This window comes from Arthrobacter sp. BF1, assembly GCF_056680215.1.
This window is the reverse complement of the sequence record NZ_CM155271.1, coordinates 2,238,441-2,261,864: the sequence shown is the minus strand read 5'-3', so window position 1 is coordinate 2,261,864 and position 23,424 is coordinate 2,238,441. Positions and strand designations below refer to the sequence as shown.

Below are 23,424 nucleotides of genomic sequence, written 5' to 3'. Positions count from 1 at the left end.
TTATGTTGCGTTGGTTGACAGCCGGTGAATCCCATGGTCCGGCTCTGATGGGAATTATTGAAGGCGTCCCCGCCGGTGTGGAAATCACCAGCGGGCAGATTGCCGATTCACTGGCTCGCCGCCGCCTGGGCTATGGCCGGGGCGCCCGGATGAAGTTTGAACAGGACGTGGTCACCATTCTGGGCGGCGTCCGCCACGGCCTTACCCAGGGCGGACCGGTGGCCGTCCAGGTGGCCAACACCGAATGGCCCAAATGGGAACAAATCATGGCAGCCGACCCCGTGGATCCTGAAGTCCTCGCCGACCAGGCACGCAACGCACCGCTGACCCGGCCGCGCCCGGGCCACGCAGATTTCACCGGCATGCAGAAGTACGGCTTCGACGAAGCTCGTCCGGTGCTGGAACGCGCCAGTGCCCGCGAAACGGCAACCAGGGTTGCCATGGGCACCGTTGCCTCCCAGTTCCTCAAGCAGCTTGGTATCGAGTTGGTCAGCCACACCGTCTCCATCGCCAGCGTGACGGTCCCCGAAGGGCGCCCATTGCCCGTTCCGGCTGACGTCATCGCCCTGGACGCAGATCCGTTGCGCTGCTTCGACCGCGAAACCTCTGACGCCATGGTGGCCGAAGTGGACGCCGCGCACAAGGAAGGCGAAACCCTGGGCGGCGTAGTGGAAGTCTTGGCCTACGGACTGCCCCCGGGATTGGGAAGCTACGTCCACTGGGACCGCCGGCTCGACTCACGGCTCGCCGCCGCCCTCATGGGGATCCAGGCCATTAAGGGCGTGGAAGTTGGTGACGGGTTCCTGACGGCCGCTCGCCGCGGCTCGGCTGCCCACGACGAGATTGTCAAGGATTCCGACGGCAGGATTGTGCGCACCAGCAACCGCGCAGGCGGGATTGAGGGCGGCATGAGCATCGGCGATGTCCTCCGCGTCCGTGCCGCCATGAAGCCGATCGCTACCGTGCCGCGCGCCCTGCGGACAGTCGACGTCAGCACGGGGGAGCCCGCCAAGGCCCACCACCAGCGCTCCGACGTCTGTGCCGTACCGGCTGCCGGCGTCGTCGCGGAGGCGATGGTGGCGCTGGTACTTGCGGAAGCCGTCACCGAAAAGTTTGGCGGGGACTCCGTAGCGGAGACCGCACGCAACATCAAGGGTTACCTGGACAGCATTCCGGCCTCCCTGGACTCGATCGGCCACTAGTGCCCCGCGGGATTAAAAGGGCGGTGCCGGGCAACCGGCCCATCGTCCTCATCGGGCCCATGGCAGTGGGCAAGTCCGCCATCGGCTATGAACTCGCCAAGCGCCTTGACGTGCCTTTCGTGGACACGGACGTGCTGATCGTGGACGCCCACGGCAGCATCGCATCCATCTTCGCCGGACGTGGGGAGCACGCCTTCCGGGAAATTGAGGCCCGCACCGTGGCCGCCGCTGTGGAACGCGCCGAGGACACCGCCTCGGTCATCTCATTGGGCGGCGGCGCCGTGCTGGACTCCGGAACCCAGCAAATCCTTGCCCGCTGCACCGTGGTGTACCTCGAATGCGATGAAGGAACCGTGGCATCGCGGATCGCCCGGAACTCCGGACGGCCGCTGCTGGCCGGTGATGCCATGGCCCGCTGGACTACCCTCTTTGCCACCAGGAAACCCGTCTACGAACGGCTGGCCAACCTGGTCCTGGACGTCCGCCACGGGTCGATCACCGAACTGGGGCACCGGCTTGAAGTTGCGCTGCGCGAATACGCGGCCGCCAAACAGGAAGTTGAAAAGTGAGCGTCGATTCAACAGTCATCAAGGTCACCGGCGAATCCGCGGGGCAGAACTACGACGTCGTGGTGGGCCGTAGCCTGCTGGGTGACCTCCCTGCCTTGCTGGGCGAGCGGGTCCGTCGCGTCCTGGTCATCCATCCGCGGGCACTGCGCCTGACCGGCGACACCGTCCGCGACGAACTCGCGGCCGCCGGTTTCACTTCGCTGACCGCGGAAATCCCGGACGCCGAAGAAGGCAAACACATCCAGGTCGCGGCTTTCTGCTGGCAGGTACTGGGCCAGAACGACTTCACCCGCTCCGACGCCATCGTGGCAGTGGGCGGCGGCGCCGTCACGGACCTCGCTGGATTTGTGGCGGCCACGTGGCTCCGCGGCGTGAAGGTCATTCACATGCCAACCAGCCTGCTGGGCATGGTGGACGCCTCCGTCGGTGGAAAGACCGGCATCAACACGGCCGAAGGCAAGAACCTGGTGGGGTCCTTCCACCCGCCGGCCGGGGTGCTGGTGGACCTGGACACCCTCAAAACCCTGCCCCGCAACGAGATCATTTCCGGCATGGCGGAAGTCATCAAATGCGGCTTCATTGCCGATCCGGCCATCCTGGAACTGGTGGAAAAGGATGCCACAGCGGCCACGGATCCGGGATCGGACACCGTCCGGGAGCTCATCGAGCGTGCCATCGCCGTCAAGGCGAAAGTGGTCTCGGAAGACCTGAAGGAATCTGGGCTGCGCGAAATCCTGAATTACGGCCACACCCTGGGCCACGCCATTGAACTGGTGGAGCGCTACTCCTGGCGGCACGGTGCGGCCGTGTCTGTGGGCATGATGTTCGCCGCAGAGCTTGCCCGCAGCGTGGGCCGCCTCAGCGATGCCGACGCCGACCGCCACCGCAGCATCCTCGAGACCCTGGGTCTGCCGGTCACGTACCGGAGGGACCGCTGGCAGGGGCTGCTGGACGGCATGCGCCGCGACAAGAAATCGCGCGGCGACCTGCTTCGTTTTGTGGTCCTCGACGGCATTGCCAAGCCGGGCATCCTGGATGTCCCGGACACATCGCTGCTCTTTGCCGCCTATCAGGAAATCGCCTCCTGATGCAGGGCGACATGGCAGGCACCAGCGACTGGCCCGAGGCCGGCTTCCCGGGCATCCGGATCAATCCGGTGTCCCTGCTGCCCGAGATTGTCAACGAGGAAGTTTGCCGTGCTGCCCTGGCAGCGTCCACCGACCCCGCGGACACCATCTTCGTCCTGCTCGTGGAAGGACACGCAGCCGAGGCAGCCGAGCTGCTGGCCGAAGCACGGTTCAAGGACCCGGAATCCTTCCGGCTCAGGGCTTTCGAAGCCGAGGTGCTGCGCGTATCGCACCGTTCCGACCGCGCCCTGGAGTTGTTCAAGCAACTGCTGGGGGAGGTTCAGGGAACCGATCGTGAAGCCCTCGTCCAGCAGTATCTGGGCAAGACGCACTTCGCCGCCGGACACGCGGCTGCGGCGGTGGTGGCCTTTTCCCGTGCACTGGATCTTCGGGTGTCCCAGTCGGCCGACGCCGCCCAGATCTACTCGTCCACAGTGGCTCTCCGGCGGGCCCGCGACGTCCTGGACCTCGCCTGCTGAGAGGCCCATGGTGTCACTGGACGCAAGGCCGCCCGGATTTACCGGTAGAATAGTTCTTGGATTTTTGACAAACACGCTCTGGCAGGCCGTTCGGCATGCCTGGCCGGCATAGAACGTCTGAGAACACCAGACTTATGAAACCAAAGGAAACCAGTGGCAACCACTAACGACATCAAGAACGGCACCGTCCTGAAGCTCGAGGGCCAGCTCTGGAACGTCATTGAATTCCAGCACGTCAAGCCCGGCAAGGGTGGCGCCTTTGTCCGGACCAAGATGCGGAACGTGATGTCCGGCAAGGTTGTGGATAAGACGTTCAACGCCGGCCTCAAGATTGAGACCGCCACGGTTGACCGCCGCGATTACCAGTACCTGTACCAGGACGGTGCGGACTTCGTCTTCATGGACACCGCTGACTACGACCAGATCACCGTCTCCGGTGCAACGGTTGGCGACGCCACCAACTTCATGCTCGAAAACCAGATGGTCAATATTGCCATCCACGAAGGCAACCCGCTGTACATCGAACTCCCGCCCAGCGTTGTCCTGGAGATCACGTACACGGAGCCCGGCCTGCAGGGCGACCGTTCCTCGGCCGGCACCAAGCCTGCAACCCTGGAAACCGGATACGAAATCCAGGTTCCGCTGTTCGTCGAGAACAACACCAAGGTCAAGGTCGATACCCGCGACGGCAGCTACCTCGGCCGGGTCAGCGAGTAGTGAGCGCACGCGGCAAGGCCCGGAACCGGGCGCTGGATGTACTTTTCGAAGCGGAACAACGCTCCGTTTCGCCTTTCGACGTGCTCAGGGCGCGGCGGGAGAAAACCGATCAGATCGTGAACCCCTACACGTTGGAAATCGTGGAAGGCGTCGTCTCGCAGCAGACCGCCATCGACGAGTTCCTTGAAACCTATTCCCAGGGCTGGACCTTGGAGCGCATGCCCTCGGTTGACCGCATCATCCTGCGGATCGGCACCTGGGAACTGCTCTACAACGACGACGTCCCCGACGGCGTCGCCGTCAGCGAGGCAGTGGCCCTGGCCAAAACGCTCTCAACGGATGAGTCGCCGTCGTTCATCAACGGGCTCCTGGGACGCCTGCAGCAGCTGAAGCCCTCACTCCTGGCCTGATCCTGCCAACCTGGACTGTTCCCGCAGCAGCCAAGCCCCGAGCGAGGCGATGAGTAGCCCCGGCCAGGTCCGCCTGCCGGGGCTCTTCCATGTCCGCAACGATGCCCCGCACCGGCCTGAAGCCTATAGGATTTCACCATGCCACATGCGTTTAGAGTAACCGGTACCGCCACTGGGTCCGCCGACCTGCAGGGGTCAGGCGGGGCTGGCCGGGGCGTCAGCCGTCAAGTGCTTGCCGATCACGTATATGCCGAGTTGCTGGCATCCCTCATGGATGGCCGCCTCGCGCCTGGCGCGGTGGTGAGCATTGACGGGACTGCCCGCGAGCTGGACGTTTCCCCCACACCGGTGCGCGAGGCACTGGCGCGCCTTGAGCATACCGGCATGGTCCGGAGGGTCGCGCTGAAGGGCTACCGCGTAGCGCCTGTCTTTACCAGGGAGGATTTTGCGGAGCTGATGGAGGCCCGCCTGGCAATCGAGCCGGTGAACGCCCGGCTGGCCTGCGAACGGACATCCCGGCACGGCCTGGCTGAGCTTGAGCAGGCAGTTGAGGACATGAAGTCAGCGCCGCGGGGGCCCTCATTTGCCGAGTTCAAGGACTACCTTGAAGCGGACGAGCGATTTCACCAGCTCATTGCCCGGGAGACTGGCAACCAGTTCATGGAAGCCGCTTACTCAGCCCTGGGAGGGCAGGTGCAGCGGTTCCGTCTTTTCAGTGGGGTCGGCATCACAGATGCCGAGTATGCCATCGCGGAGCACCAGGCGGTCCTGGAGGCTGTTGCCTCGGGCGACCCGGACAAAGCCGGCGCGGCCATGGCAGACCATATCCGGAAGGTTCGCTCCCGGGCCATTGCGGACGCCCCCGAAAACTAGCTCATACCGTTCGAAGCAAAAAGTGTGACGTTGACAACTTCTCCTTGGTAGTAGATCCTATAGGAAAGAGGATTCATGAAGGAGTAAAGCATCGTGGCTTACACAGCTGAAAATTGGCCCATTACCGCTGCACTGCTGCAGTTTCCCGGCACCGACGCCCAGGGCACGGACATCAATGACGCCGACGCGTCCGTCTGGACGGAAGTCCTGACTGAGGTCAAGGAAGCCGGCTTCGCCAACGCAGACCTGACGGACAGCTGGCTCCGGCCTGGCGACCTGAGCCCTGCGAGGCTTGCTGAGTTCAAGCAGACGGCAGACACGGTGGGCATAGGCGTCCCCGTGATTTCCGCCATTCGCCGCAGCGTCATTGAGGCAGGCAACTGGGAAGCGAACCTGGCGTACAGCCACCGCACCATCGACGCCGCCGCCGAACTGGGCTGCGAAGTTGTCTCCTTCGGCCTGCACCAGGCCATCACGCCGGAGCAGCAGAAACAGCTCTGGTTCTGGACGGTTGAAGGCTACAAGGATCCTGCCGGGAACAAAGAAGCCTGGGGCAACGCAGTCAGCCGGCTCCGCGAGCTCGGAAGGCACGCTGCGGAAGTCGGTGTCCTGCTGTCCTTGGAAATGTACGAGGACACCTATCTGGGCACCGCGGATTCGTCGGTCCAGCTTGTCCAGGACATCGGCCTGGCCAACGTCGGCCTCAACCCGGACCTCGGCAACCTGATCCGGCTTCACCGGCCCATCGAGGACTGGCGCGAGATGGTGGCCAAGACCTTGCCGTACTCCAACTACTGGCACATGAAGAACTACATCCGGGACGAGGACACGGCCCGCAACATGTACGTCACCATGCCGGCGCCGATGGAAAGCGGTCTCATTAATTACCGCGAGGCCTTCAGGCTTGCACTCTCCGTCGGGTTCCAAGGCATTCTCTGCACGGAGCACTACGGCGGAGACGGACTCAGCGTGACCGCCAGCAACCAGGACTACCTGCGCCGGCACGTCCTGCCGAAGGCCGAAGGCTACGTGCTGGGCCGGAGCCAGGTAGCCCAGGGGCGTCAGGTGCCCGCAGCAGCGGAATTCAGCAACGCCTGACCCAACACTTGACGCGGCCGGCCCGACATTCGGGGGCCGCGCAACGACTCCCGGCATTACTTTCTCCACACAAATTCGATGAGGAAACCATGACCCAGATCTTCGACAACCCCGCTGATTTCGCGGATGAGGCGCTGGACGGCTTTGTGGCAGCAAACCGCGGCTACGTTGCCCGCGTTGACGGCGGCGTGGTCCGCTCCACCGAGGTGCCTGCCGGACAGGTTGCACTGGTGGTAGGCGGCGGCTCGGGCCACTACCCTGCGTTCGCAGGACTGGTTGGCCCCGGCCTCGCCACGGGCTCCGCCTGCGGCAACATGTTTGCCTCCCCGGCGGCCGGCCAGGTCTACCGGGTGGCCAAGGCATCCAACGCCGGCGGCGGCGTGCTGCTCAGCTACGGCAACTACGCCGGTGACGTTCTCCACTTCGGCCAGGCCCAGTTGCGCCTCAATGCGGAAGGCATCGAAACGCGGACCGTTCTGGTCACCGACGACATCGCCAGTGCGCCGCTGGACCAGATCGAAAAGCGCCGCGGCATCGCCGGCGACCTGACAGTGTTCAAGATCGCGGGCGCCGCTGCCGAAGCGGGACTGGACCTCGACGCCGTCGAGCGCCTGGCCATCCGCACGAACTACCGCACCCGCTCCCTGGGCGTGGCGTTCGATGGCTGCACCCTGCCGGGAGCAGACGCGCCGCTGTTCCACGTGCCCGCAGGGCAGATGTCGCTGGGCCTGGGCATCCACGGCGAACCGGGCATTTCCGAACACCCCATGCCCACCGCATCCGAACTCGCCGACCTCCTCGTCTCCAAGCTCCTAGTGGACAAGCCAGAGGACGCCGGGAACCGCGTGGTGGCCATCGTCAACGGTCTGGGCACGGTTAAGTACGATGAACTGTTCCTGCTTTTTGGCAAGATCGAAAAGCTCCTTACCGCTGCCGGCCTGACCGTGGTGGAACCCGAATGCGGCGAGCTGGTCACCAGCCTGGACATGTCCGGGCTCTCACTGACCCTGCTCTGGCTGGACGACGAACTCGAAGAGCTCTGGGCAGCGCCGGCAGACACCCCGGCCTTCCGCAAGGGCAACCTGGCACCGCGGGCCCACCGCGAACTGGCCGCACCGGAAGACGCTGTGGCAGGCAACGTGGAAGACACGACGCCGGCAGCAGCTGACCTGGGCCGGCTGGCAGCCGCCGTGCTCGCCCAAGTACAGGACGTCGTCGTCGAGCACGAAGAGGAACTGGGCAACCTGGACGCCATCGCGGGCGACGGCGACCATGGCATCGGCATGCGCCGCGGCGTGGACGCGGCCGTCTCGGCAGCACAGGCGACTTCCGCGGCCGGGCTTTCGGTGGAGCGCGTCCTCACCTCCGCGGGGGAGGCCTGGAGCGAACGGGCCGGCGGGACGTCCGGGGCGCTTTGGGGATCCGCGGTGATCGCCGCGGGTCTTGCGCTCGGCAACAAGGACGCCTACCGCGGTGCCGATGCGGCTGCAGCCGTCACCGCCTTTGTGGACGCCATTACAGAACTGGGCAAGGCCGAACCGGGGGACAAGACCATGGCGGATGCGCTGCTTCCATACAAGGACACCTTCCTGTCCACGCTCGACGGCGACACCCAGGTAGCCGAAGCCCTCGCCTCCGCGGCGTCAGCTGCACAGGCAGCCGCTGATGCCACCGCTTCGCTCCGGCCGCTCAAGGGCCGGGCACGGCCGCTGGCCGAAAAGAGCGTGGGCCATCCCGATCCCGGCGCGGTCTCCTTCGGACTGATCGCCGCGCGCGTCTCCGCCTACGTCGAATCCCAACTGACCAACTCCCCACTGAATGATTCCCAGCTGGCTGCTTCGGCGGCCGGAAATGGAGCAGAAGCATGAGCAACACCCCCAGCAACTCGGCAGGATGGCGCATTGTCATCGGCAACGACGAAGCCGGCGTCGAATACAAGGAAGCTCTGAAAGCACTGCTCGAAGCCGACAGCCGTGTCGCGTCCGTCGTGGACATCGGCGTGGGCGCGAACGATTCAACTCCCTACCCGCATGTCGCCGTTGACGCCGCCCGCAAAGTGGCCGAAGGCGAAGCGGACCGTGCACTGCTGATCTGCGGAACCGGTCTGGGCGTGGCCATCGCGGCCAACAAGGTTCCCGGGATCCGCGCCGTCACGGCCCACGACGGCTATTCCGTGGAACGCTCGGTCCTGAGCAACAACGCGCAGGTCCTCACCATGGGCCAGCGGGTGATTGGCCTGGAACTGGCCAAGAAGCTGGTTGGTGAATGGCTCGACTACCGCTTCGATGCGACCTCATCTTCCGCCGCCAAGGTGGACGCCATCTGCTCCTACGAACCCGAATACACGAAGGCAGTCTGATCATGACCGAAACAGTAAGCACTCCCAACGCGGCAGCCGTAAACAGCGCCCGGAAGATCGCCGTCGTCGGCTCCGGCTACATGGGCGGCGGGATCGCCCAGGTCCTGGCTCTCGGCGGCGCCCGAGTGGCACTGGCCGACGTGTCCGCCGAAGTGGCGCAGAGCAACTATGACAGGCTCCTTGCCGAATCGGACCAGTTCGTGGCGGACGGCCTGTTCCCAGCCGGCTCCACCGAAATCCTGAAGCAGAACCTCTGGGCAGCGAAGGACATCGAGGAAGCCGTGGCCGACGCGGACTTCATCGAGGAAGCCGTCCCCGAAGTCATCGCCATCAAGCACCAGACGCTGGCCCGCATCAGCGCCGCCGCCCGGCCCGACGCCATCATCGGCTCCAACACCTCCACCATCTCCATCGCTGAGCTGTCCGAGCCGGTCACCAACCCGGAACGGTTTCTGGGCGTGCACTTCTCCAACCCGTCGCCGTTCATTCCGGGCGTCGAGATCATCCCTCACGCCGGCACCTCGGCAACTACCGTAGGCGCCGTCCGCGACCTGGTGCACGCTGCCAACAAGCAGACCGCCGTGGTCAAGGACGTCACCGGCTTTGTGCTCAACCGCCTGCAGTACGCGCTGTTCCACGAGGCCGCGCAGCTGGTGGAGCAGGGAATCGCGACGGCGGACGACGTGGACACCCTGGTCCGCACCACCTTCGGCTTCAGGCTGCCGTTCTTTGGCCCGTTCGCCATCGCGGACATGGCCGGACTGGACGTCTACAACTTCTGCTACAAGTCCCTCCAGACCGAGTTCCCGGAGCGGTTCGCCACCCCGAAGATCCTCACGGACCTGGTGGAAGCCGGGAAGCTGGGCACCAAGACGGGCGCCGGCTTCCTGAACGTGCCGGCAGAGCGCACGCCCGAACTGATCGCGTACCGGAACAAGGCCTACGTGGCCATGCAGAAACTGATCGAAGACCTCGGCCCCGCGCCGATCCACTAGGCACCAGCCCTGCTGGTGCATGACCGCCAGGCAGGGACCCTTTTCGCCATACCCCAGGAGCAATCATGACTTTCCCCGCAGAACGCACGGCCATCGTCACCGGAGCCGTTTCCGAACGCGGCATCGGCCGCGCCACCGTCAACTACCTGGCGGCCCAGGGCTGGAACATCGGCATCATCGACCTCGACGACGCCCTGTGCAAGGCAACCGCCAAGGAGCTTGCCGCGCAGTACGGCGTGCAGGCACACGGCGTGGGCGCCAATGTCGGCGACGAAGCTTCCGTCCGCAAGGCCATTGACGAGATCGAAGCGAACCTTCCGCAAATCGTTGCGCTGGCAAATGTCGCCGGCGTTAGCTCGCCGGTTCCGTACCTGGAACTGGACGCTGCCGAATGGGACCGCGTTTTGAGCATCAACCTCAACGGCGTCCACTACGCCACCCGCCGCGTGGCCGAGTCCATGGTGAAGAACCGGATCGGGCGCATCGTCAATATCTCCTCCGTGTCCGCGCAGCGCGGCGGCGGCACCTTCTCCAAGACTCCGTACTCCGTGGCGAAGGCCGGCGTGATCGGTTTGACCCGCTCGACGGCGCGTGAACTGGGGGAGTACGACATCACCGTCAATGCCATCTCCCCGGGCCCCATCGACACCGACATCATGGGCGGCACCCTCAGCCAGGAACGCAAGGACGAACTCACCAAGGACCTCGTGGTCAATCGGGTTGGATCCACGCGCGACATCGCAGCAGCCATCGCCTTCCTCATCAGCGAGGACTCCGGTTACATCTCCGGCCAGACGCTGAATGTGGATGGCGGACTCTACATGCACTAGGAAGGACCACCATGGGCTCCTGGACCAAGGAACGCAAAATCTACCTGGCAGTCGGCGTTATCGCCTGCCTGGTAGGCGCAGCGCTCATCGCTTTCTCCTTCTAATCGCTCCATCACCCCCATCTGATTTGCTCGCACACTGGCTCAATGAGGAGTTTTGAATGACTGTCAACACTGGAACGTCCGCCACTAAGGAGTTACTGGATTCACCGGTTCTCAAATCGGCGATCTCCAAAGCCTCCTTCCGGCTCATGCCGATGCTCGTCATCCTGTACGTCGTGGCGTTCCTGGACCGCACGAACGTTGGCTTTGCCGAGGCAGCGCTGGAAATGGACAAAGGCATTACGGCCGGCGCATATGCGCTGGGCGCCGGCATCTTCTTCATCGGCTACGCGTTGTTCGAGATCCCATCCAACCTTCTGCTGACTAAATTTGGCGCCAAGGTGTGGCTGGCCCGCATCGCCATCACCTGGGGCATCGTGTCCGCGTGTTTCGCGTTCGTCCAGGGCGAGACCTCGTTCATCATCCTGCGGTTCCTGCTGGGCGTCACCGAAGCCGGACTGTTCCCGGGCGTCATCATGTTCCTGGCGGCCTGGTTCCCCAATAAGGTCCGGGTCAAGATGTTTGCCATCTTCTACCTCGCCCAGCCCTTTTCCCAGATGATGGGCGCACCGCTCTCCGGCTGGCTCATCAACATCGGCGATCAGGTCCCCGGCGTTCACGGCTGGCAGGTCATGTTCTTCGTCGAAGGTTCGCTCGCAGTCGTGGCAGGCATTGCCGCGTACTTCTTCCTGATCAACAGCCCGCAGGACGCCAAGTTCCTGGACAAGGACGAAAAGAAGGCGCTCCTGGACGTTATGGCACTGGAGGACACCGTCAAGGAGGAGTCCGGTCCGCGGGGTGTCCTTGCCGCCATGAAGAACGGCAAGGTCTGGTACTTCACGGCCATCTACTTCTGCCTGCAGATCGCAGTTTATGGTGTCACCTTCTACCTGCCGCAGCAGGTGGCGCAGCTGACCGGGCAGAAAGTGGGCCTCGCGGTCGGCCTGATGGCGGCCATCCCCTGGTTCTTCGGGATTTTTGCCTGCTACTTCATTGGCAAAGCGGCCAACACGATTGTGCGCCGCAGAGTATGGGGCACGGGGCTGTTCCTCTCCACCGGCCTCTGCATCTTCGGCTCCGCCTGGGCGGGCGCCAACCATCTTCCTGCGTTGGGCATCATCTTCATCACCCTCGCAGTATGCAGTTTCCTTTCGATTGGTCCCATCGCGTGGTCCTACCCGACGGCGTTCCTCACCGGGACAGCGGCCGCTGCCGGAATCGGCCTGATCAACTCGCTGGGTAACCTGGGTGGCTTCGTCGCTCCCATCCTCAGGACTACAGTCAACGAGGTCACCGCATCGGACACCGGCACCATGGGCGTCTACGCGCTGGGTGTGCTTCCATTCGTGGCGGCCATCATGATGTATGCCACGAAGAGGTTCAACAACAAGGCGGACGATCTGCTTGACGACAAGTGACCCGGCGCTATGACTGATTGCAGCAACCAAGTCGTTTTCCCGGAGACCCTGTACATCGGCGTCAGCACAAAAATGTACATGGGGTACCGGGACTGCCTGGACTGGCTAGCTCGCATCCAGCATGAAGTGGACTCCCGTCCGGCCCTCTCGGCCGGGCGGGTAGTCCCGTTTGTGATTCCTTCCTTCCCGGTTCTCCCGGCCGCCCGGAGTGTTGTGGAAGGGTCACCCCTCCTGCTGGGCGCGCAAAACTGCGGCTGGGCGGACGGCCCATGGACGGGTGAGGTGTCTCCGTCGCTCCTGGCGGAGCTGGGCGTACGCCTCGTGGAGATCGGTCACGCCGAACGCCGAATGCACTTCAGCGAGGACACGGCCATGATCGCCCTGAAGGTCAAGGCGGCGGACAATGCCGGGACCACCCCCCTCTTGTGCGTGGGCGAGGAATCCCTCGATGACACGGGCGGGACCGGGGCAGATCATGCGGCCGGTTTCGTCTATGAACAAATCGCGGGGGCGGTCGGCAGGGATTGGAACCTGGCGTCCAGGCTCGTTATCGCCTATGAACCGGTCTGGGCCATTGGCGCGGCGGAGTCCGCCGGTGCAGAGTACGTCACCGCCGTCGTGCGTACGCTACGGTCCCTGCTTTCCGCCCATTCGAACGAGGCAGGCAGTGATCTGGGCAAGCTGCCTATCATCTACGGGGGATCGGCGAAGCCAGGGCTTTTGCCAATGCTCGACGGCGTCGCGGGGCTCTTTCTGGGCCGGTTCGCCCACGATGCGCAGAACTTCGGCAAAGTGCTCGATGAAGCATTATCACTGAGTGCATTGCCCGAAGATTCCCAACTGACATAGGCGGGGATGAAGGAGCGGGCTCAGCCCGCGACGGCGGCGCGCAGCGACAGGATTCGCTGCAGCTGCTGCTTCTCCTCGGCCTGATGCAGCGGGACGTCCCGGCCGCTGAGGATACGCTGGCGGATAAAGGCGAGCTGGGTGGCGGCGTGCAGGAAGGCTTTCATCTGCGGCCGGCGGTGGTAGCCGGCCGCCCAGTGCAGTGCCGTCCGCCGCCCGCGGGGTGTGGCCAGCAATTCCACCTCGGCGGGGCTGAACCAGCCGGCGGCCGAGTACTCCATGAGCCGCTGGCGCGTGAGCCGGTTTTCTGCCACGCGCAGCAGGATAATCCCCACCACTGCCAGCACGAAGATCGGCACCTGGATGAGGACATACTCGGCCAGGAATCCAGCGCCCATGCTGTTCCAGCGGTTATGGAGCAGCATCGCCGGGATCAGGCCGATGAAGAATGCCAGCACGGAGGCTCCGGGGTGCCAGCGCCGGGCGGCGAAACCCATGATGAGGCCCGTGGTCCCGGTGAAGATGGCATGCGCGAACGGCGACATCACGCCGCGAAGCAGGAAAACCTGGGCAAGGCCGTTGGCCGGGCTTGCGGACTCGGCAATAGCCCGGCCGAAGTACAGGATGTTCTCGGTGAACGCGAAGCCGCCGGCGATGGTAAACGCGAACACCACGCCGTCTACCGGGCCGTCGAAGTGCTTCCGGGCCAGGAGCAGGAGCAGTAGCAGGCCCAAGGACTTGGCAAATTCCTCCACGACGGGTGCCTGGACCGTGGCCATGTAGGTCGGCAGGTCGGCAACGTCACTGAACTGGAACGTGAGGGCGAAAAACGGCTGGATCAGGAGCGTCACGGCCACCGACACCGCCGCGCCCCAGGTAAAGGCAAAGAAGAGCAGCCGCTTCGGTTCAGGCTCCCAGCGGTCGATCGCGTGCACGGTCAGCAGAACAACGGACAGGGGTATGAGCGACACCACAAAGCCGACCATGAACCCGCCCACACCGGTGCTCGCCACCAGGAAGGGCACCACCAGCAGGAGGCTCAGGAAAGCAAGGGCTGCGCCGCCTATGGTGAGGGCAAGCAGGCCGCCGGACCGCATCCCCGCGCCGTCACGGCGGGGTTCCGGAGGACCCAGGGCGGGCAGGGGAGCAGCTTGGGTGCCGGGCGCGGGCCGGTAGTACTGCGGCTCGATCCGGCCCATCCAGCTGGGGTTGGCCTGGCCCGGGAAAGGTTCGCGGGGTCCGGCAGGCCCGCCGGGCCGGCCGGGGCCCTGCTGATAAGGGTTGGTGGACATAGGGGAAAGCCTAGTGCCCGCCGCCGATGTGGTAATTTTGAACCGCACATGATCCTTTTTTAATTCCGTCCTGTGAGGCGGGGAAAGGGGAGACGAGCGTTGACTTCCGTCACAAGCGCACCGGTTCCAGCCAGGGTTGTCCTCAACCAGGCCGATATTGACCGTGCCCTCACTCGTATCGCCCATGAGATCCTTGAAGCCAACAAAGGTTCAAAGGACCTGGTCCTGCTGGGGATCCCGCGCCGCGGCTACCCGCTGGCGCTCCGCCTTGCTCAGAAGATCGCAGCAGCGGACCCCACCGTGGACGCCGCGGAAATTGTCGGTCAGTTGGACGTCACCATGTTCCGCGACGACCTCTCACACCAGCCAACCAGGCCGCCGTACCCCACCCAGCTCCCGCGCACGGGAATCGACAACAAGGTTGTGGTGCTCATCGATGACGTCCTGTACTCAGGCCGCACCATCCGGGCCGCCCTGGACGCCATCATCGACCTCGGCCGTCCCCGGATCGTCAGGCTTGCCGTGCTGATCGACCGCGGCCACCGTGAGCTCCCCATCCGGGCCGACCACGTGGGAAAGAACCTCCCCACCTCCTCCGCCGAGAAGGTCAGGGTCCGGCTTGAGGAAACAGACTCCGCCGCCGACGGTGCCAAGGTCAACGAAGTGGTCATTGAGGGCGGCGCGTGAAACACCTTCTCTCCACCGAAGACCTCAGCATCACCAACGCCATCCGCATCCTCGACACCGCCGAAGAAATGGCGGCCGTGGGGGACCGCGAGGTCAAAAAGCTCCCGGCCCTGCGCGGCCGCACGGTAGTGAACCTCTTCTTCGAGGACTCCACCCGCACGCGGATCTCCTTCGAAGCCGCCGCCAAGCGGCTGTCCGCCGACGTCATCAACTTCGCCGCGAAGGGCTCCTCCGTCTCCAAGGGCGAATCCCTCAAGGACACGGCCCAGACGCTGGCAGCGATGGGTGCTGACGCCGTCGTGATCCGTCATTGGGCCTCCGGCGCACCGCACCGGCTGGCCGCCACCGACTGGATTGACGCCGCCGTGATCAACGCCGGCGACGGCACACACGAGCACCCCACCCAGGCCCTTCTGGACGCCTTCACCATGCGCCGTCACTGGGCCAGGCTGTCCGGCCAAAAGTCCATCGGTGCGGACCTCAAGGGGATGCGGGTGGCTATCGCCGGCGACGTCCTGCATTCCCGGGTTGCCCGCTCCAACGTGTGGCTGCTCCGCACCCTGGGCGCCGAGGTGACCCTCGTGGCGCCGCCCACCCTGCTGCCCATCGGCGTCGAGCACTGGCCGTGCAAGGTTAGCTACAACTTGGACGAAACCCTCGAGCAGGGGGTCGATGCGGTGATGATGCTGCGTGTGCAGGGGGAGCGGATGAACGCCTCGTTCTTCCCGTCCACCCGCGAATACTCCCGCCGCTGGGGCTTTGATGACAACCGGCTCCGCGCACTGGACACCCTCGGGTTGAAGGACACCATCATCATGCACCCCGGCCCCATGAACCGGGGCCTGGAAATTTCTGCGGCCGCAGCCGATTCGCCCCGCTCCACCGTGCTCGCACAGGTGCGCAACGGCGTCTCGGTCCGCATGGCCGCCCTGTATCTGCTGCTCTCCGGGGACACCCGCGAACCAGCCGCCTCGGTGGGCGAAGCCCGCACCAACACAGCCCGTTCCACAGAGGAGACCAACTAATGGCAGACAACAACGGAACGTACCTGATCCGGGGTGCGGCCATCCTGGGCGGCGACGCCGAGGACCTGCTCATCCGTGACGGCGTCATTGCAGCCAGGGGTGCCGAAGCGGCAAACCACAGTGACGCCAAGGGAGCCACCGTCATCGAGGCTGCCGGCCTGATGGCACTTCCCGGCATGGTGGACGTGCACACCCACCTGCGCGAGCCCGGCCGCGAAGACGCCGAAACCGTCGAGACTGGTACCCGCGCCGCAGCCCTGGGCGGCTTCACCGCCGTCCACGCCATGGCGAACAGCAACCCGGTGGCCGACACGGCCGGTGTGGTGGAACAGGTCCACAGCCTGGGCCGTGCCGCCGGCTGGGTGGACGTGCGCCCCGTCGGCGCCGTGACCGTTGGCTTGGCGGGGGAACAGCTCGCCGAGCTGGGCGCCATGGCCGATTCCCGCGCGCAGGTGCGGATGTTCTCCGACGACGGCATCTGCGTCCACGACCCCGTGCTGATGCGCCGCGCCCTGGAGTACGTGAAGGCGTTCGACGGCGTGGTGGCCCAGCACGCGCAGGAACCGCGCCTCACCGCCGGCGCCCAGATGAACGAGGGTGCGGTTTCCGCTGTCCTTGGACTCACCGGCTGGCCTGCGGTTGCCGAGGAGAGCATCATTGCCCGCGACGTGCTGCTGGCGCAGCACGTGGACTCCCGCCTGCACGTCTGCCACGTCTCCACCGCCGGTTCCGTGGAGATCATCCGCTGGGCGAAGGAACGCGGCATCAACGTCACCGCCGAGGTCACCCCGCACCACCTCCTGCTGACCGATGACCTGGTCCGCAGCTACAACCCCGTCTACAAGGTCAACCCGCCGCTGCGCACTGACGCCGACGTGCAGGCACTGCGCGCCGGCCTGGCCGATGGCACCATCGACGTGGTGGGCACCGACCACGCCCCGCACCCCAGCGAGCACAAGGAATGCGAGTGGGCGCAGGCGGCGATGGGCATGACCGGACTCGAAACAGCCCTGTCCGTGGTCCAGCACACCATGATCGAGACCGGCCTGATGACCTGGGCCGACTTCGCCCGGGTGACGTCCACCGCAGCTGCCCGGATTGGCCGCCTGGCTGACCAGGGCCGTCCGCTGGACGCCGGCGAGCCTGCGAACATCATCCTGGTGGACCCGGCTGCCCGCTGGACTGTGGATCCTGCCAAGATGGCAACCATGGGCCGCAATTCGCCGTTTGCCGGCCTGGAGCTTCCGGGCAAGGTGGTGGCCACCTTCTACAAGGGCCACCCCACCGTCCTGGACGGCAAGCTCAACACGCCTTACCGGGAAGCGGCGCCGGCTGCGGCAGGCGCCTCCTGATGGACACCCAAATGCTCACACTGCTCAGCACCGCGGCGATCATCGCCGTTGTGCTGGTCATGATCGGGTTCGGCTGGCGGAACCGCCTCAGGCGGCAGGCCGAAGTCGAGCCCTTGCCCGAGGTGCCCATGGAACCCGGTGTGCCAAGCGCCCGGGCCGAAGGCCAGTACGTTGTTTCCACCACCGCCGGTGACTGGCTCGACCGGATCGCGGTGCACAGCCTCGGCATCCGGACCAACGCCGTCCTCAGCGTGTACCCCCACGGCGTCCTCCTGGACCGCTCCGGCGCCCCGGCCGTCTACATCCCGGCCGAAAGCTTGACCGCAGTCCGGCAGGAGAGCGGAATGGCGGGCAAGTTCGTCGAAAAGGACGGCCTGCTGGTCCTGACGTGGGACCTCGGGACCCACACCCTGGACACCGGCTTCCGGACCCGCAGGGCCGCCGACAAGGATGCCCTCTATGACTCCCTTCAGCAATTGATCGCCGCAGCTTCCCAGGCCGATCCCCAGAGTGGAAAGTAAGACAGTGACAGACTCCAACGAAGTGTCAGAAGCAGTAGTGACAAAAACAGCACCACAGGCAGAGACCGCGGCCGCAACAGCCCTTCCCGCACCGGCGGTGCTGGTCCTTGAAGACGGCCGCATGTTCCGCGGCACCAGCTACGGCGCGCAGGGCACGGCCCTGGGCGAGGCGGTGTTCGCCACCGGCATGACGGGCTACCAGGAAACCATTACGGACCCTTCCTATGCCCGCCAGCTCGTGGTGCAGACCGCGCCGCACATCGGCAACACCGGTGTGAACAGCGACGACGCCGAGTCCCGCCGCATCTGGGTGGCCGGTTACGTCGTCCGCGACGCCGCCCGGCGGCCGTCCAACTGGCGCTCCGAGCGCTCCCTCGACGAGGAGCTCGTTGAGCAGGGCATCGTGGGAATCCAGGGTGTGGACACCCGTGCGATCACCCGGCACCTGCGCGAACACAAGACCATGCGTGCCGGAATCTTTTCAGGCGACGCAGCCAAGGCCCCGGACAAGGAGCTCGTGGACGCCGTCCTGGCCAGCGCTCCGATGGAAGGCGCCCGGCTGGCTGAGGAAGTCAGCGTCGACAAGGCGTACGTCGTTGAACCCAAGGACCACGGCTGGGACGGCGACGCCCGGTTCAGCATCGCGGCGATCGACCTCGGCATCAAGGCCATGACCCCCATCCGCTTCGCCGAGCGCGGCGTCCGGGTCCACGTGCTGCCCGCCACCTCCACCCTTGACGACGTCAAGGCCGTCAACCCGGACGGCTTCTTTATGTCCAACGGCCCCGGCGACCCCGCAACCGCCGACGCCCAGGTCAAGCTGCTGCGCTCCGTCCTGGACGAGAAACTGCCCTACTTCGGCATCTGCTTCGGCAACCAGATCCTGGGCCGTGCCCTCGGCTTCGGAACCTACAAGCTCCGTTACGGCCACCGCGGCATCAACCAGCCCGTGATGGACCGCCGCACCGGCAAAGTGGAGATCACTTCCCAGAACCACGGCTTCGCCGTGGACGCTCCGCTCGACGGCGCCACCCGGGCCCCCGAGGAACGTTACGGCCGGGTTGAGGTCAGCCACGTCAGCCTGAACGACGACGTCGTGGAAGGCCTCGCGTGCCTGGACATCCCTGCCTTCTCGGTCCAGTACCACCCGGAAGCGGCCGCAGGCCCGCACGACGCCGCCTACCTGTTCGACCGTTTCATCGACCTGATGTCGGCCACCAAGAATGGCGCAAAGAACACCACCGATTCCAAGACTGAGGACAAGAAGTAATGCCGAAACGTACAGATCTCAAGAGCGTCCTCGTCATTGGTTCCGGTCCGATCGTCATCGGCCAGGCCGCCGAGTTCGACTACTCCGGCACGCAGGCCCTGCGTGTCCTCAAGGAGGAGGGCCTCCGGGTCATCCTGGTGAACTCCAACCCGGCCACCATCATGACCGACCCCGAGTTCGCTGACGCCACCTACATCGAGCCCATCACCCCCGAGGTGGTGGAAAAGATCATCGCGAAGGAACGGCCGGACGCCATCCTGCCCACCCTCGGTGGCCAGACCGCGCTGAACACCGCCATCGCACTGGACAAGAACGGTGTGCTGGAAAAGTACAACGTGGAGCTCATCGGCGCCAACATCGCCGCCATCGAGCTGGGCGAGGACCGCGAAAAGTTCAAGGGCGTGGTGGAACGCTGCGGTGCCGAATCGGCCCGCAGCCACATCATCCACACCATTGACGAGGCCCTCAAGGCCGCGGAAGACCTCGGCTACCCGATGGTGGTCCGGCCCTCCTTCACCATGGGTGGCCTGGGCTCCGGCCTGGCCTATGACGAAGGTGACCTCCGCCGCATCGTCGGCCAGGGCCTGCAGTACAGCCCCACCAGCGAGGTGCTCCTCGAAGAGAGCATCCTCGGCTGGAAGGAATACGAGCTCGAGATGATGCGCGACAAGAACGACAACGTCGTGGTCGTCTGTTCCATCGAGAACTTCGACCCCGTAGGCGTCCACACCGGCGACTCGATCACGGTGGCCCCGGCCCTGACCCTGACGGACCGCGAGTACCAGCGTCTGCGCGACATCTCCATCGCCGTCATCCGTGAAGTGGGCGTCGACACCGGCGGCTGCAACATCCAGTTCGCCGTCGAGCCGGACACCGGCCGTGTGGTGGTCATTGAAATGAACCCGCGCGTCTCCCGTTCCTCCGCGCTGGCCTCGAAGGCCACGGGCTTCGCCATCGCCAAGATCGCCACCAAGCTCTCCCTCGGCTACACCCTGGATGAGATCCCAAACGACATCACGCAGAAGACCCCTGCGTCCTTCGAGCCCACCCTGGACTACGTGGTGGTAAAGGTCCCGCGGTTCGCTTTCGAGAAGTTCCCGGCGGCGGACGACACCCTGACCACCACCATGAAGTCGGTTGGCGAAGCAATGGCCATGGGCCGCAACTTCACCGAAGCCCTGCAGAAGGCACTCCGCTCCCTGGAGCAGAAGGGTTCGCAGCTGGACTTCAGCTCCGTCCCCGAATGGGAAGTCCCGGAGCTCATCGAAAAGGCCAAGCGGCCCACCACCGAGCGCCTGCACCAGGTCCAGCGTGCCCTGCTCGGCGGTGCCACCGTGGAACAGCTCTTCGAAGCCACCAAGATTGACCCCTGGTACCTCGACCAGCTCCAGCTGCTCAACGAAATCTCCCACGAGATCCGCAAGGCCGGCTCCCTGAACGTGGAGATGCTCCAGCGCGCCAAGCGCCACGGCTTCTCGGACGAGCAGATCGGTGCCCTGACGCACAACTCCGAAGCCGTGGTCCGCGGTGTCCGCCAGGCCCTCGGCATCCGTCCGGTCTACAAGACCGTGGACACCTGCGCTGCCGAGTTCGCCGCCTACACCCCGTACCACTACTCGTCCTACGACGAGGAGGACGAGATTGCGCTGCACTCCAAGCCGTCCATCCTGATCCTCGGCTCCGGGCCCAACCGCATCGGCCAGGGCATTGAGTTCGACTACTCCTGTGTCCACGCCTCCATGGCGCTGCGCAAGGCCGGCTACGAGACCGTGATGGTCAACTGCAACCCCGAGACGGTCTCCACCGACTACGACGTCTCCACCCGCCTGTACTTCGAGCCGCTGACGCTCGAAGACGTCCTCGAGGTCATCGCCGCTGAGGAGCGCACCGGCGGCGTGATGGGCGTGTTTGTGCAGCTCGGCGGCCAAACGCCGCTCAAGCTGGCACAGCAACTGGCCGACGCCGGCGTCCCCATCTTGGGCACGTCACCGGAAGCGATCGACCTCGCCGAGCACCGCGGCGAATTCTCCCGCGTCCTGGACAACGCCGGCCTGATCGCCCCGAAGAACGGCACCGCGGTGTCCTTCGAGGACGCCAAGAAGATCGCGGACGAAATCGGCTACCCGGTCCTGGTCCGCCCCTCCTACGTGCTGGGCGGCCGCGGCATGGAAATCGTCTACGACGAGCCCAACCTCTCCCGCTACATCGCCAACGCCACCGAAATCACCCCGGACCACCCGGTGCTGATCGACCGGTTCCTCGAGGACGCCGTCGAAATCGACGTCGACGCCCTCTTCGACGGCACGGACATGTACCTCGGCGGCATCATGGAGCACATCGAGGAGGCCGGCATCCACTCAGGTGACTCCGCCTGCGTGCTGCCCCCGATCACCCTGGGCAACAACGTGCTCGAGCGTGTCCGCACCGCAACCCGGGCCATCGCCGAGGGTGTGGGCGTCCGTGGCCTTATTAACATCCAGTTCGCGCTGGCCTCGGACGTGCTCTACGTCCTCGAAGCGAACCCGCGGGCCTCCCGCACCGTGCCGTTCGTCTCCAAGGCCACCGGCGTGCAGATGGCTAAAGCCGCGGCCCTGATCGGCACCGGCGTGACCATCAACCAGCTGCGCACTGCGTACAAGATGCTGCCGAAGACCGGCGACGGCTCCACCCTGCCGCTCGACGCACCGGTCTCGGTCAAGGAAGCAGTGCTGCCGTTCAGCCGCTTCCGCACCCTGGAAGGCAAGGTGGTGGACTCTCTGCTCGGGCCCGAAATGCGTTCCACCGGCGAAGTCATGGGCATCGATAAGCACTTCGACACCGCCTTCGCCAAGAGCCAGGCAGCTGCCAACAACGCCCTGCCCACCGAAGGCAAGATCTTCGTTTCCGTGGCCAACCGGGACAAGCGTGCGGTCATCATGGCCATCAAGCGCCTTTCGGATCTCGGCTTCGAGATTGTGTCCACCGGCGGCACCGCCGATGTCCTGCGCCGCAACGGCATCCAGGCCAGCACGGTCCGCAAGGTCGCCGAAGGCAGCAGCGCCGAAGGCGAAGGCACCATCGCGGACCTGGTCATCGCCGGCGAGATCGACATGGTGTTCAACACACCCTCCGGCGGGGAAGCCCGCAGCGACGGTTATGCCCTGCGTGCCGCCGCAACGTCCATCGGCATTCCCTGCATCACCACGGTGGCCGAGATCAACGCCGCGGTGCAGGCCATCGAGGCCATGCGCACGTACGAGTGGTCAGTGACCAGCCTCCAGGAGCATGCCGCTGCGCTGGCGGCCTCCCAGGCCGCAGACGCACAGGCCGCGGCAGCGCGTGTGGCGCAGAATGCCTGAGTCCGGTCTCACACCGGCAGCCGCCGCAGTCCGGGAGTCCTTCGGCTCCCGGCTGGGGGCAGCCATGGCTGCCCGCGGCCCGCTGTGTGTGGGCATTGACCCGCACCCCGCGCTGCTGAAGAGCTGGGGACTGGACGACGACGCCGCCGGGCTGCGGCGCTTTTCGCTGACCGTCCTGGAGGCGGTAGCCTCGCTCGCTGCCGCGGTCAAGCCGCAGGTGGCGCTCTACGAGCGCCACGGCTCGGCCGGCATGGCAGTGCTGGAGGAAGTGCTGGCCGCGGCGCAGGGCCAGGTGCTCACCATTGCGGATGCCAAGCGGGGCGACATCGGGTCCACCATGGCCGCCTACGCGGACGCCTGGCTGCGGGACGGATCGGCGCTGGCCGCGGACTCGGTGACCCTGAGCCCTTACCTTGGCTTTGAGTCGCTCCGCCCGGCCCTGGACTTGGCGGCGGAGTACGGGCGGGGCGTTTTTGTCCTCGCGCTGACTTCCAACCCGGAGGGGGCCTCCGTCCAGCACGTTGGCGGCAGAGATTCGGTGGCGCGCCGAATCACCGAAGCGGCCGCAGCCGAGAACGGCCGGTACGAAGGGCCACTGGGCTCGGTGGGACTGGTGGTCGGCGCCACGGTGGGCTCCGCATTGACAGACCTGCAGTTGGATCTGGAGGCCGTCCGCGGCCCCATCCTGGCTCCGGGGCTGGGCGCGCAGGGCGCAACGCCGGCCGACCTTCGCCGAACGTTCGGCGCGGCGTACCCGCAGGTGCTGGGAACATCGAGCCGGGACATCCTGGCTGCCGGTCCCGGTATCCAGGGGCTCCAGGCCGCGGCCCGGCGAACGCTGGACGGACTCCGCGAAAGTTAACCCGGGGTTAGGCGGCTTCAAGCTTTTGCGGAGCCGGATAATGCGGGCGTCCA

At 65.5% G+C, this 23,424-nt stretch carries 22 protein-coding genes; 21 read left to right on the top strand and 1 reads right to left on the bottom strand.

Features of this window, described 5'->3' with window-relative positions; all coding sequences use genetic code 11:
* Positions 1-2 precede the first annotated feature (2 nt).
* The 14 genes from aroC (at position 3) to AC1MCD_RS10520 (ending at position 13,027) form a co-directional block, all read left to right on the top strand.
* Complete coding sequence (gene aroC, locus AC1MCD_RS10585; protein WP_498671744.1) at positions 3-1,202, top strand: chorismate synthase; 1,200 nt, start codon at positions 3-5, stop codon at positions 1,200-1,202.
* A gap of 59 nt (positions 1,203-1,261) precedes the next feature.
* Complete coding sequence (locus AC1MCD_RS10580; protein WP_498678287.1) at positions 1,262-1,771, top strand: shikimate kinase; 510 nt, start codon at positions 1,262-1,264, stop codon at positions 1,769-1,771.
* Positions 1,768-2,859 carry a 3-dehydroquinate synthase gene (aroB, locus tag AC1MCD_RS10575; RefSeq protein ID WP_498671742.1) on the top strand — a complete coding sequence of 364 codons (1,092 nt, stop codon included), beginning with the start codon at positions 1,768-1,770 and terminating at the stop codon, positions 2,857-2,859. The genes AC1MCD_RS10580 and aroB overlap by 4 nt, the downstream gene beginning before the upstream one ends.
* The gene (locus AC1MCD_RS10570) at positions 2,859-3,377 is read left to right on the top strand and encodes a tetratricopeptide repeat protein (RefSeq protein WP_498671739.1); all 519 of its coding nucleotides are present in this window, start codon (positions 2,859-2,861) and stop codon (positions 3,375-3,377) included. The genes aroB and AC1MCD_RS10570 overlap by 1 nt, the downstream gene beginning before the upstream one ends.
* A gap of 153 nt (positions 3,378-3,530) precedes the next feature.
* Positions 3,531-4,094, top strand: a complete 564-nt coding sequence (gene efp / locus AC1MCD_RS10565; protein WP_190988303.1) for an elongation factor P — start codon at positions 3,531-3,533, stop codon at positions 4,092-4,094.
* On the top strand, positions 4,094-4,504 hold the full coding sequence (nusB, locus tag AC1MCD_RS10560; protein WP_190988304.1) for a transcription antitermination factor NusB: 411 nt from the start codon (positions 4,094-4,096) through the stop codon (positions 4,502-4,504). The genes efp and nusB overlap by 1 nt, the downstream gene beginning before the upstream one ends.
* A 138-nt stretch (positions 4,505-4,642) precedes the next feature.
* Positions 4,643-5,377 carry a GntR family transcriptional regulator gene (locus AC1MCD_RS10555; RefSeq protein ID WP_498671737.1) on the top strand — a complete coding sequence of 245 codons (735 nt, stop codon included), beginning with the start codon at positions 4,643-4,645 and terminating at the stop codon, positions 5,375-5,377.
* A gap of 93 nt (positions 5,378-5,470) precedes the next feature.
* Positions 5,471-6,475, top strand: a complete 1,005-nt coding sequence (locus AC1MCD_RS10550) for a sugar phosphate isomerase/epimerase family protein (RefSeq protein WP_498671736.1) — start codon at positions 5,471-5,473, stop codon at positions 6,473-6,475.
* 89 nt (positions 6,476-6,564) lie between these two features.
* Positions 6,565-8,343 (top strand): dihydroxyacetone kinase subunit DhaL, encoded by a 1,779-nt coding sequence (gene dhaL, locus AC1MCD_RS10545; RefSeq protein ID WP_498671734.1) that lies wholly within the window; start codon positions 6,565-6,567, stop codon positions 8,341-8,343.
* Positions 8,340-8,834 (top strand): ribose-5-phosphate isomerase, encoded by a 495-nt coding sequence (locus tag AC1MCD_RS10540; protein ID WP_498671733.1) that lies wholly within the window; start codon positions 8,340-8,342, stop codon positions 8,832-8,834. Before dhaL ends, AC1MCD_RS10540 begins: the two co-directional genes overlap by 4 nt.
* 2 nt (positions 8,835-8,836) lie before the next feature.
* On the top strand, positions 8,837-9,829 hold the full coding sequence (locus AC1MCD_RS10535) for a 3-hydroxyacyl-CoA dehydrogenase family protein (RefSeq protein ID WP_498671731.1): 993 nt from the start codon (positions 8,837-8,839) through the stop codon (positions 9,827-9,829).
* A 65-nt stretch (positions 9,830-9,894) separates the two neighbouring features.
* Positions 9,895-10,659, top strand: a complete 765-nt coding sequence (locus AC1MCD_RS10530; RefSeq protein ID WP_498671730.1) for an SDR family NAD(P)-dependent oxidoreductase — start codon at positions 9,895-9,897, stop codon at positions 10,657-10,659.
* Between the two features lie 160 nt (positions 10,660-10,819).
* Positions 10,820-12,178 carry an MFS transporter gene (locus AC1MCD_RS10525; protein ID WP_477708961.1) on the top strand — a complete coding sequence of 453 codons (1,359 nt, stop codon included), beginning with the start codon at positions 10,820-10,822 and terminating at the stop codon, positions 12,176-12,178.
* Positions 12,179-12,187: 9 nt separating this feature from the next.
* Positions 12,188-13,027 carry a triose-phosphate isomerase family protein gene (locus AC1MCD_RS10520; RefSeq protein ID WP_498671728.1) on the top strand — a complete coding sequence of 280 codons (840 nt, stop codon included), beginning with the start codon at positions 12,188-12,190 and terminating at the stop codon, positions 13,025-13,027.
* A 20-nt stretch (positions 13,028-13,047) separates the two neighbouring features.
* Here the strand turns inward: AC1MCD_RS10520 and AC1MCD_RS10515 are convergent, their stop codons facing one another.
* A complete protein-coding gene (locus AC1MCD_RS10515; RefSeq protein WP_498671726.1) occupies positions 13,048-14,316 on the bottom strand; it encodes a PrsW family intramembrane metalloprotease in 1,269 nt (422 codons plus the stop codon).
* A gap of 99 nt (positions 14,317-14,415) precedes the next feature.
* Between AC1MCD_RS10515 and pyrR the strand changes: the two genes are divergently transcribed.
* From pyrR to pyrF, 7 genes are read left to right on the top strand one after another with little or no spacing between them, the layout of a single operon-like run.
* Positions 14,416-15,003 (top strand): bifunctional pyr operon transcriptional regulator/uracil phosphoribosyltransferase PyrR, encoded by a 588-nt coding sequence (gene pyrR, locus AC1MCD_RS10510; protein WP_190988306.1) that lies wholly within the window; start codon positions 14,416-14,418, stop codon positions 15,001-15,003.
* Entirely contained in the window at positions 15,000-16,028 is a 1,029-nt protein-coding gene (locus AC1MCD_RS10505) for an aspartate carbamoyltransferase catalytic subunit (protein WP_498671724.1), read from the top strand. Before pyrR ends, AC1MCD_RS10505 begins: the two co-directional genes overlap by 4 nt.
* Positions 16,028-17,380, top strand: coding sequence for a dihydroorotase (locus tag AC1MCD_RS10500; protein ID WP_498671722.1), 1,353 nt, complete (start codon positions 16,028-16,030; stop codon positions 17,378-17,380). The genes AC1MCD_RS10505 and AC1MCD_RS10500 overlap by 1 nt, the downstream gene beginning before the upstream one ends.
* On the top strand, positions 17,380-17,901 hold the full coding sequence (locus AC1MCD_RS10495; RefSeq protein WP_498671720.1) for a PH-like domain-containing protein: 522 nt from the start codon (positions 17,380-17,382) through the stop codon (positions 17,899-17,901). The genes AC1MCD_RS10500 and AC1MCD_RS10495 overlap by 1 nt, the downstream gene beginning before the upstream one ends.
* Entirely contained in the window at positions 17,882-19,171 is a 1,290-nt protein-coding gene (carA, locus tag AC1MCD_RS10490; protein WP_498678285.1) for a glutamine-hydrolyzing carbamoyl-phosphate synthase small subunit, read from the top strand. Before AC1MCD_RS10495 ends, carA begins: the two co-directional genes overlap by 20 nt.
* Positions 19,171-22,509 (top strand): carbamoyl-phosphate synthase large subunit, encoded by a 3,339-nt coding sequence (gene carB, locus AC1MCD_RS10485; protein ID WP_498671718.1) that lies wholly within the window; start codon positions 19,171-19,173, stop codon positions 22,507-22,509. The genes carA and carB overlap by 1 nt, the downstream gene beginning before the upstream one ends.
* Positions 22,502-23,371, top strand: a complete 870-nt coding sequence (gene pyrF / locus AC1MCD_RS10480) for an orotidine-5'-phosphate decarboxylase (protein WP_498671716.1) — start codon at positions 22,502-22,504, stop codon at positions 23,369-23,371. Before carB ends, pyrF begins: the two co-directional genes overlap by 8 nt.
* The last annotated feature ends 53 nt before the right edge of the window (positions 23,372-23,424 follow it).

Bases quoted from the DNA above. Each gene is read 5' to 3' on its own strand.
- AC1MCD_RS10580 (WP_498678287.1), top strand. From the start codon at position 1,262: ATGGCAGTGGGCAAGTCCGCCATCGGCTATGAACTCGCCAAGCGCCTT.
- aroC (WP_498671744.1), top strand. From the start codon at position 3: ATGTTGCGTTGGTTGACAGCCGGTGAATCCCATGGTCCGGCTCTGATG.
- AC1MCD_RS10500 (WP_498671722.1), top strand. From the start codon at position 16,028: ATGGCAGACAACAACGGAACGTACCTGATCCGGGGTGCGGCCATCCTG.
- AC1MCD_RS10570 (WP_498671739.1), top strand. From the start codon at position 2,859: ATGCAGGGCGACATGGCAGGCACCAGCGACTGGCCCGAGGCCGGCTTC.
- pyrF (WP_498671716.1), top strand. From the start codon at position 22,502: ATGCCTGAGTCCGGTCTCACACCGGCAGCCGCCGCAGTCCGGGAGTCC.
- AC1MCD_RS10535 (WP_498671731.1), top strand. From the start codon at position 8,837: ATGACCGAAACAGTAAGCACTCCCAACGCGGCAGCCGTAAACAGCGCC.
- AC1MCD_RS10555 (WP_498671737.1), top strand. From the start codon at position 4,643: ATGCCACATGCGTTTAGAGTAACCGGTACCGCCACTGGGTCCGCCGAC.
- dhaL (WP_498671734.1), top strand. From the start codon at position 6,565: ATGACCCAGATCTTCGACAACCCCGCTGATTTCGCGGATGAGGCGCTG.
- AC1MCD_RS10520 (WP_498671728.1), top strand. From the start codon at position 12,188: ATGACTGATTGCAGCAACCAAGTCGTTTTCCCGGAGACCCTGTACATC.
- AC1MCD_RS10525 (WP_477708961.1), top strand. From the start codon at position 10,820: ATGACTGTCAACACTGGAACGTCCGCCACTAAGGAGTTACTGGATTCA.
- AC1MCD_RS10495 (WP_498671720.1), top strand. From the start codon at position 17,380: ATGGACACCCAAATGCTCACACTGCTCAGCACCGCGGCGATCATCGCC.
- AC1MCD_RS10515 (WP_498671726.1), bottom strand. From the start codon at position 14,316: ATGTCCACCAACCCTTATCAGCAGGGCCCCGGCCGGCCCGGCGGGCCT.
- AC1MCD_RS10540 (WP_498671733.1), top strand. From the start codon at position 8,340: ATGAGCAACACCCCCAGCAACTCGGCAGGATGGCGCATTGTCATCGGC.
- carB (WP_498671718.1), top strand. From the start codon at position 19,171: ATGCCGAAACGTACAGATCTCAAGAGCGTCCTCGTCATTGGTTCCGGT.
- AC1MCD_RS10530 (WP_498671730.1), top strand. From the start codon at position 9,895: ATGACTTTCCCCGCAGAACGCACGGCCATCGTCACCGGAGCCGTTTCC.